5 protein-coding genes, 1 tRNA gene, 2 rRNA genes and 1 pseudogene are annotated in these 8,867 nt (G+C 29.2%); 5 read left to right on the top strand and 4 right to left on the bottom strand.

What is annotated here, in order from left to right; all coding sequences use genetic code 11:
* The 3 genes from O1U_RS04945 to O1U_RS02430 all read left to right on the top strand — a co-directional run.
* Window positions 1-311 (top strand): 23S ribosomal RNA (locus tag O1U_RS04945); the annotation flags it as partial.
* Window positions 312-366: 55 nt separating this feature from the next.
* A 5S ribosomal RNA gene (gene rrf / locus O1U_RS02435) occupies window positions 367-482 on the top strand.
* Window positions 483-560: 78 nt separating this feature from the next.
* Window positions 561-650, top strand: a tRNA-Ser gene (locus O1U_RS02430).
* A gap of 18 nt (window positions 651-668) precedes the next feature.
* On the opposite strand, the gene O1U_RS02425 is transcribed toward O1U_RS02430, so the two are convergent.
* The gene (locus O1U_RS02425) at window positions 669-2,456 is read right to left on the bottom strand and encodes an aminopeptidase P family protein (protein ID WP_016503824.1); all 1,788 of its coding nucleotides are present in this window, start codon (window positions 2,454-2,456) and stop codon (window positions 669-671) included.
* A 267-nt stretch (window positions 2,457-2,723) separates the two neighbouring features.
* On the opposite strand from O1U_RS02425, the gene O1U_RS02420 reads away from it, so the two are divergent.
* Window positions 2,724-2,981, top strand: coding sequence for an accessory factor UbiK family protein (locus O1U_RS02420; RefSeq protein ID WP_034411170.1), 258 nt, complete (start codon window positions 2,724-2,726; stop codon window positions 2,979-2,981).
* Between the two features lie 91 nt (window positions 2,982-3,072).
* Here O1U_RS02420 and hemN read toward each other — a convergent pair whose 3' ends face one another.
* Together hemN and O1U_RS02410 are read right to left on the bottom strand one after the other, a co-directional pair.
* Entirely contained in the window at window positions 3,073-4,461 is a 1,389-nt protein-coding gene (hemN, locus tag O1U_RS02415; protein WP_016503822.1) for an oxygen-independent coproporphyrinogen III oxidase, read from the bottom strand.
* A gap of 107 nt (window positions 4,462-4,568) precedes the next feature.
* Window positions 4,569-5,180 carry a c-type cytochrome gene (locus O1U_RS02410; RefSeq protein ID WP_016503821.1) on the bottom strand — a complete coding sequence of 204 codons (612 nt, stop codon included), beginning with the start codon at window positions 5,178-5,180 and terminating at the stop codon, window positions 4,569-4,571.
* A 99-nt stretch (window positions 5,181-5,279) separates the two neighbouring features.
* Between O1U_RS02410 and yihA the strand changes: the two genes are divergently transcribed.
* Window positions 5,280-5,885 carry a ribosome biogenesis GTP-binding protein YihA/YsxC gene (yihA, locus tag O1U_RS02405; protein ID WP_016503820.1) on the top strand — a complete coding sequence of 202 codons (606 nt, stop codon included), beginning with the start codon at window positions 5,280-5,282 and terminating at the stop codon, window positions 5,883-5,885.
* 31 nt (window positions 5,886-5,916) lie between these two features.
* On the opposite strand, the pseudogene polA reads toward yihA, so the two are convergent.
* Window positions 5,917-8,688: pseudogene (polA, locus tag O1U_RS02400) on the bottom strand (DNA polymerase I).
* Between the last annotated feature and the right edge of the window lie 179 nt (window positions 8,689-8,867).

The following is an 8,867-nucleotide window of genomic DNA, read 5'->3' as shown; positions in this document are numbered from 1 at the left end:
TGTGAGACAGTTCGGTCCCTATCTGTCGTGGGCGTTGGAAGATTGAAAGGGGCTGCTTCTAGTACGAGAGGACCGAAGTGGACGAACCTCTGGTGTTCGGGTTGTATCGCCAGATGCATTGCCCGGTAGCTAAGTTCGGAATCGATAACCGCTGAAAGCATCTAAGCGGGAAGCGAGCCTTAAGATTAGTCTTCCCAGGCACATATGTTGTCCTGAAGGGTTGTTCAAGACTAGGACGTTGATAGGCAGGGTGTATAAGCATTGTGAAATGTTAAGCTAACCTGTACTAATTACCCGTGAGGCTTAACCATACAACCCTAAGTAGTTTTGGTGTTTATTCAGTTTTCTAATGTATAAAAGAATTAGCTTGGTGACTATAGCGTTGTGGACCCACCTGATTCCATACCGAACTCAGAAGTGAAACGCAGCAGCGCCAATGGTAGTGTGGGGTTTCCCCATGTGAGAGTAGGACATTGCCAGGCTTATAATTTTGGAGGGAGTGGTAGTTCAGCTGGAATGTAATATCCGATTTTTTTGACCTTTCGTGTTGTCTTTACCGTGGAGAGATGGCTGAGTGGTTTAAAGCACCGGTCTTGAAAACCGGCATACGTTAAAACGTATCTAGGGTTCAAATCCCTATCTCTCCGCCATTTTTTTAAAAAAGTAAATTAGTGAATACAGGAAGTCGCTTTTTTTAACCATTTTTTTGTTTTTCCTGTTACTAAAGGAGAAATTTTTTTCCAAACTTTTTTGTGATATTTATTTAACCATTTTTTTTCTTTTTGAGATAAAAGATTGATATTAATGTTTTTTTTATCGATAGGACATAGTGTTAAAGATTCAAATGCTAGGATTGAAAAATCCCCCTTAGTTTTTATTTCAATGATAAGTTCTAAATTTTCAATACGAATACCAAAAGATGGACAATAATATCCTGGTTCATTAGAAATTACCATCCCTTTGCATAAGGCTACGTTATTTGCTGTTTTAGAAATCTTTTGTGGTCCTTCATGTACATTAAGAAAATGACCAACACCATGACCAGTACTGTGATCATAATCATATCCTTCCCTCCAAAGATGTTGCCTGGCTAAGACATCTATTTGGTATCCGCAAGTTCCTTTAGGAAATCTAGCAGTAGCAATCCCTATATGCCCTTTTAAAACTAAAGTAAATTGATTAATCATTTTTTTTGTAGGATTACCGATGGAAATTGTTCGGGTAATATCTGTAGTTCCATCTAAATATTGTCCGCCTGAATCAATTAAATATAATGTATTATTTCTTAATTTTTTTGGTCTTATGTTATTTTTATAGTTATAATGACATATCGAAGAATTGCTACCAGTAGCTGAAATAGTATTAAAACTTAGATCTTTTAAAGAAGGATCCATTTCTCTAATAGAGAGCAATTTTTTAGCAAGTATCTCTTCATCATGAAAATTACCTGATGAAATCTCAAAATCTAACCATGAAAGAAATTTAACCATTGCTACTCCATCTCTAATATGACAAGCTTTGATTCCTGTTATTTCAGATTTATTTTTAATAGATTTTTCTATTAAGCATGGATCTGGTTTTTTGATTATCTTTGTATTGACCTTTTGTAGTATAATTTTAAACCATGCGTTACTTTTTTCAGGATCAATTATAATTCTTTTTCCTGAAAGCATTTTAAGATGTTTTTCTAATAATTTATAGTGATATATGGTTACACCATCGCCTACATGTTTTTTAAAATTTTTAGGTATTTTTCTTGGATTTAAAAATAATTCTACATTACCATTATTATGTAAAATTACTTGCGAAAGAAGGACGGGTAATCTAGGTATATCTAGAGCACGAATGTTTAATAGCCAACATATTGAATCAAGTGAAGTTATAATCAAGCTATCAGCATTTAGTTTTTTAATGGCTTGAGCAATTTTATTACGCTTATTTTTGCTTGATTTTCCAGTTAATTTAATGCTCATTAATAAGATATTAGAAAGAATTATCTTTGGTCTTTCCTTCCATAGTTCATCAATGGGATTATTTATTAAATGAATTAACTTATATGTATTTGCTAGTTTATTTCTTATAGAATCCATCCATAAGATGTTATGCATACGTGGATCGAACGTTATCTTTGAATTTTTAGAAAGATTTTGTAGCAACCAATTTGCTTCAGCTTCAGCTTCCTGAATGAGGTAATGGACTTTAAAAAGCTTACAAGAAACTTCTTTAATTGCCTGAATTATATACCGACCATCAACAAAAATAACTGCTTTATCATATGTTATGATTGCTACTCCTGCAGAACCAGTAAAATTAGTTAACCAACGTAGTCTTTCATTATGTGTTGGAAGGCATTCAGAAAGATATTCGTCTTCATGAGGAACAATAATTGCGTCATAATTATTTGTTTTCAACCAAGTTCTAATAGCAATAATGCGATCTAAAATTGTTTTTAACATCTCTTACTAATGTAATTTAAATAATTTAATAACCAATGAATTGTTTGATATAATAATATGAATTAAAAATATATAATATGTATTTGTTCTAAAAAAATAATCAATTGATGATAAAATTCAGTATGTCTAGTATATTTTTATATGATATACAATCTAATTAGAAAAATTTTGCTTTCTATACATGATATTTTTTATCAATGATTAATTGATAGAGATATAGACTTTAAATTACTTGGAAATTTAAGAAAAAAAATGAGTGAAACTAACATGTTCAATCAGATAAAAATAGAAAAAATAGTAAAGCAAATTCATGATGTTATGCCAACTTCACTAAAAGAATTAACTACAGATTTAGATCAAAAAATTTATCAGATTATACAGTCTAAGTTAAATAAGTTATCTGTAGTAAGTAGAGAAGAATTTGATATACAAAGTCAAGCGTTATTCTGTGCTAGAAAAAAACTTACAGAAATGGAAAAAAAACTCCTTGAGTTAGAATCTAAATTATCTAAAAAAACTAATTAAATTATTATTATTTCAATAAATGCTAATTAAAGTAGTGTATATTTTTTCAAAATAGTTAGTTTAGAAAAAAACGAAGTATTTTAAAATATATCTAAATAACTCGAGAGAATTGTTTTTTACGAGTCTTATTTTGTAAATACTTATCAAAACACATGCAAATATTTCGAATTAATAAGCGTCCACGCTCGGTTACTTGAATTTTTTCATAATCAATTTCTACTAAACCATCATTAATGAAGGGTTTTAATAATTCTAATTCTTTCTTGAGATATTTATGAAAGGTAATTTTGAATTTAGATTCAATTAAAAGTTTATTAAGTGTTAAATTACATATAAGCTGCTTAATAATTTCACCACGTAGTAAGTCATCTTCATTAAGCACAATTCCTCTCCATAATGCATGGTTAACATGTTTTACTTGTATATAGTATTTATCAAGTTCCTTTTGATTTTGCATATATGTATTTCCGATCATTGAAATAGCTGACATTCCAAATCCAATAATTTCACAATTATTACTTTGAGTTGTGTATCCCTGAAAACTACGATGTAAAGTACCGTTACGTTGAGCTATAGCTAATTCATCATTTGATTGAGCAAAGTGATCCATACCAATGAATTGATAGTGTTCTTTGGTTAAAGTAAAGATAGTATCTTGAAGGATAGAGATTTTTTCATCTATTAATGGCAAATCATTATTTTTTATTTTACATTGTGAAGCAAATAATTCTGGTATATGAGCATAGTTAAATATAGAAAGGCGATTAGGTTTTATATTAAGTACTTGAGATAGTGTATTTGAGAATGATTTTCTTGTTTGTTTTGGTAAACCATAAATTAAATCTAAATTGATTGAACGGAAACCGAGTTTTTTAGCATATTTTACTAGTTTAATGATAAAAGTGTTATTTTGTTCTCTATTTATTAGTTTTTGTACTTCTTTATTAAAATCTTGTACACCAATACTTAAACGGTTGAAGCCTTCATTATGTAAATGATTAAGAAGGTGTAGTTCAATTTCTCTTGGATCAAGTTCAATGCTAATTTCCGTTGTTTTTTCAAATTTGAAATTTTCTCTTAAAATTGTCATTAACCAACTAATTTGTTGACTTGATAAAAACGTTGGTGTACCACCTCCAAAGTGAAGCTGAGTTACTTTTCGTTTTTTTAACAACAAAGAGCGCTCTCGAATTTCAGTTTCGAGAATATTAAGATATGGAACTGCTTTACTAGATTGACGAGTAATAATTTTATTACAGCCGCAGTAATAACAAAGTTTTTTACAAAAAGGGATATGTATATATATAGAAAGAGGATATTGAGGATATTTAGCACATGCTATACTATAATCAGTTAAGGTGAAGTCCTCATGAAACTCTAATGCTGTTGGATAGGAAGTGTATCGAGGTCCGGAGCAATTGTATTTCTCTAGAATATTTCTATCCCATAGAACTTGATAGTTGGATACTTTTTTTAACATAAACCGTTTTCCTATTCTATAGAACGTATTATATTGCTATATAATTTTATAAATAAAAATTGAGTATTAAGCATAAGTTATGCATAAATTCAATTGCTTTATATTTTTTAATGTAGTCCACCAAGATACTTAGATAATATCTCGATCTCTTCATCGGTTAATATTTTTGCTATATCATTCATCATAACATTATTTTTTCTAGAACCATCACGAAACTTTTCTAGTTGAATTTTGATATATTCGGCGTTTTGTCCAGAAATTTTTGGGAAACCAGCAAGTTTAATACCATTTCCTCTAGGTCCATGACATGCTATACAAGCTACTAATTTTCGTTTCATATTACCAAATGTATATATTTTTTTCCCGGAATCTACTACAGACAATGGTGTAGTAGATTCTGAAATTGGAAGTGAAGAGTAATAAGCAGCTAAGTCTTTTATATCTTCATCATTTAATGTTCGCATCATTTCTTCCATAACTGGGTCAAAGCGACCTTCTTTACCAGAGCTTAAAGTACTTAGTTTATAGTCTTTTAATTGCTTTTCTATATATTTAAAATTTTGCCCAGCTAAGTTTGGATGAATAGCTAATTGACTATTACCATCCGATCCATGGCAAGTAGAACATATGAGTGATTTTGATTTTCCAGCTTCAATGTTTCCTTTTGTCCATGTATCGAAGCTTATTAAAAGAGTTAGAATGAGGGATAATTTTTTCATAGTATTCCATTGCAATTTCTAATTGATAATAATGTATCTATGTTCTTATAATTTGTAAAACCAATCAATCAACTAAATAAAGTCAATCTGGAGCTTTAAATGAGAAAAAAAAATTATTACCAAAATACCCATTTTATTAGTAGTTTACCTACTATATCTCATTTACCTAAAGATCAAGGTATAGAAGTGGCCTTTGTAGGACATTCAAATTCAGGAAAATCTAGCTCATTAAATACTTTGACCAATAAAAAAAGCTTGGCTAGAGTAAGTAAAACTCCAGGGAGTACACAGTTTATCAATCTATTTAAAGTATATGAAGGATTTTATATCGTTGACTGGCCTGGGTATGGTTTTGCAAAAGTTCCTATAAAAATAAAAAGGAAATGGATGTTTTTTTTAAAAGAGTACTTCAAAAATCGTAGCTCTTTAAAGGGCGTGATTGTTGTCATGGATATTCGTCATCCTATGAAAATGTTAGATAGAGAAATTATTTTATTAGCAATAAAAAATATGATTCCAGTGCAAATACTCCTAAATAAATCTGATAAACTAAAAACTAGTGAATCTAAGTTTACTTTGTTTCAGGTAAAGAAAACTATAGAAACATTTAGCAATTATGTAAAAGTTGATCTGTTTTCTTCGAAAGGTATTGGGGTTAATGTCTTACGTGATACATTAGATTTTTGGTTTACTTCTAATTTATAAAAAGTTTTTAACTAGTTGTTTAGATAAAAAACTAATGTGCTTGATCCCAATCATCGCCATATTTTGCCTTTGTTAGTAGTGGAATATTTAATTTTGCTGCTGATTCCATCAGTTTTTGTATTTTATTTTTGGCTGTCTCTAAAATTGATTTATGAACTTCAAATACTAATTCATCATGAACTTGCATTAATAATTCTACATTATCATTAGCTTTAAACTCAATCCATTCACTAACAAGTAACATTGCTTTTTTAATAATATCAGCAGCTGTCCCTTGAATGGGTGCATTGATGGCTGAACGTTCAGCTGCTTTTTGACGGATTTTATTTTTAGACTTGATTTCAGGTAAATATATTCGACGTTTAAAAAGTGTTTCAACGAATCCTTGTTTATAGGCAATCTTACGAAGATTTTCCATATATAGGAATATACCTGAGTAACGTTTAAAATATCTATTTATGTATTGTTGAGCTTCATATTGAGAAATATTTAGCTGTTTAGCTAAACCAAAAGCACTAATTCCATAAATAAGACCAAAATTAATAGCTTTAGCACGATAACGTTGTTCATTAGAAATTTTTTTAGCATTTACAGATAAAATTTCAGCCGCCGTTGCTATATGAATATCTTTTCCTTGTTGAAAAGCGTTTAATAAATTTTTATCACCTGATAAGTGAGCCATAATCCTTAACTCAATTTGTGAGTAATCCACTGAAAGAATTTTATAATTATCTTTAGCAATAAAAGCTTTTCGAATTCGCCTACCTAGCTTATTTCGAATTGGAATATTTTGTAAGTTTGGATCACTTGAGGATAAACGTCCTGTAGTTGTCATTACTTGATGATAGGAGGTATGAATACGACCAGTATTCATATTAATCATTTTGGGTAATTTTTCGATGTAGTTCGATTTGAGTTTTGTTAAATTTCGGTATTCTAGAATTAATTTAGGTAATGGATAATACAAAGCTAACTCTTGAAGAACTTCTTCGCTAGTTGATGGTTTTCCAGATGGAGTTTTTTTAATGATTGGAAAATTCATACTCTCAAATAAAATAGTTTGAAGTTGTTTAGTTGAATTTATATTAAATCTATTATTTGTTATCTTATATATTTTGAATTCTAATTCTTGCAGACGATTACTGATTTTATAAGAATGTAAGTTGAGAAGAGCATCATCAATTAAAACTCCAGTACGTTCCATTTTAAATAGTATAAAAATTAAAGGAATTTCAATATTTTTATAAATTAATTTGAGTTCAGAATCATGTTCGATTTTTTTAAAAATTTTATTATGTAATTGAAGTATTATATCTGCATATTTAGCTGAATAGGGTAATGTTTCTTCAAGTGTAATTTGATTAAATTTAAATTGTTGTTTCCCCTTTCTAGCGATCTTTTCAAGTGAAATACATTGACATTGATGTTCTAAAAAATCTACAGCTAAGCTAACTATATCATTTTTCCTAGAAGTGCTATTTAATATGTGGGAAGCTATCATAATATCATGTTGAATTCCTCTAAGCTGGATACCATATCGTGCTAATATATGAAGATCATATTTCAAGTTATATCCAACTTTACTTCGTGTTGGATCTTCTAAAAGTGGTTTAAGTTTACTAAGCACCCATTTATAGTTTAGTTGTTTTGGAGCATCCTGGTAGTCATGAGCAAAAGGAATATACATAGCAATTTTTTCTTCAATTGCAAATGAAATTCCAATCAAGTTAGCTAGCATATAATTGGAATGATTTGTTTTAGTATAAATAGAAAATATTTTTTTAGCTTTAAGTTTTTCAATCCATTGGATCAATTCTTGTTCTGCCAAGATTATTTTGTACTTATCATCTTTATTAATTGTTTCTAAATGAGAAGGTAATGATAAATTAGTTTTTTTCATTTGCTTAAATTAATTTCTGATATCTTCCAGTATTTCTTTAAGCCATGATTTGAAGGCTAACTGTTTGTATAGTTCAAGTAACATGCGTTTATTTGGTATTTTTTTAACAAGAGTTTGAGGTGTTTCATTTAACTTTACATCCAATTTTATAGTAGAAAGTGCATAAGATAATAAAGCAATTTCTTTGTGATTTTCTAGTTTTTTAGTTACAGATAAAGAGCCTCTGATGTTAAGTGATTTAACCTTATTTAGATTATTGAAAATATCATTTAAACTACCGATTTTTTTTAATAAAATAGTTGCGGTTTTATTACCAATACCAGGTACGCCTGGTATATTATCTGATCGATCTCCAGTTAGTGCTAGATAATCAATAATTAATTCTGGAGGTATACCAAACTTTTTAACTACACTTTCTCGATTCATAAACTCATTATTTGTTGTATTAATTAATGTAATATTATCATTAACTAATTGAGCCATATCTTTATCATTAGTATTGATTAAAACTGGTATATTAGATTTTGATGATTTTACAGCTAAAGTACCAATAACATCGTCTCCTTCAACTCCCATAACAGAAATTAGAGGAATTCCCATTGCTTGAATAACATTCTTTAATGGCTCTATTTGGCAACATAGTTGTTCTGACATTGGTTGACGATTAGCTTTGTATTTTGGATACATTTTACTTCTGAAGCTTTGTCCTTCTGCATCAAATATTATTGCAATACGTTCAGATAAAAATTGACGCATAGTACTTCTCAACATATTAACAACACCATAGATAGCATTAGTCGGTATTTTCCCATTATTCATGGTGATAGGGTAGGCATAAAATGCACGATAAAGGTAAGAAGAACCATCAATCAAGATTAGTGGATTATCTGGAATATTTAACATGATCTAAATTGTATACTTAGTAATCGTGAGATTAATCAATGTCATTAATATAGAATAAGTGGATAACTTTGTTTATATTTTTTACCTACAATGGATTTACTTTAAAATTAAAAAATATAGAATCTTCATAACTATATGTTTATATAGTAGTTTTTAAAATCTTTTAAATTGTAAAAATG

It is taken from the genome of Candidatus Photodesmus katoptron Akat1, assembly GCF_000478685.1.
Classification (GTDB): domain Bacteria; phylum Pseudomonadota; class Gammaproteobacteria; order Enterobacterales; family Vibrionaceae; genus Vibrio; species Vibrio anomalopis.
This window is presented reverse-complemented; position numbering and strand designations above follow the sequence as displayed.

Excerpts from the sequence above, each read along its gene's own strand:
- O1U_RS02410 (WP_016503821.1), bottom strand. The coding sequence starts at position 5,180 with ATGAAAAAATTATCCCTCATTCTAACTCTTTTAATAAGCTTCGATACA.
- hemN (WP_016503822.1), bottom strand. The coding sequence starts at position 4,461 with ATGTTAAAAAAAGTATCCAACTATCAAGTTCTATGGGATAGAAATATT.
- O1U_RS02420 (WP_034411170.1), top strand. The coding sequence starts at position 2,724 with ATGTTCAATCAGATAAAAATAGAAAAAATAGTAAAGCAAATTCATGAT.
- yihA (WP_016503820.1), top strand. The coding sequence starts at position 5,280 with ATGAGAAAAAAAAATTATTACCAAAATACCCATTTTATTAGTAGTTTA.
- O1U_RS02425 (WP_016503824.1), bottom strand. The coding sequence starts at position 2,456 with ATGTTAAAAACAATTTTAGATCGCATTATTGCTATTAGAACTTGGTTG.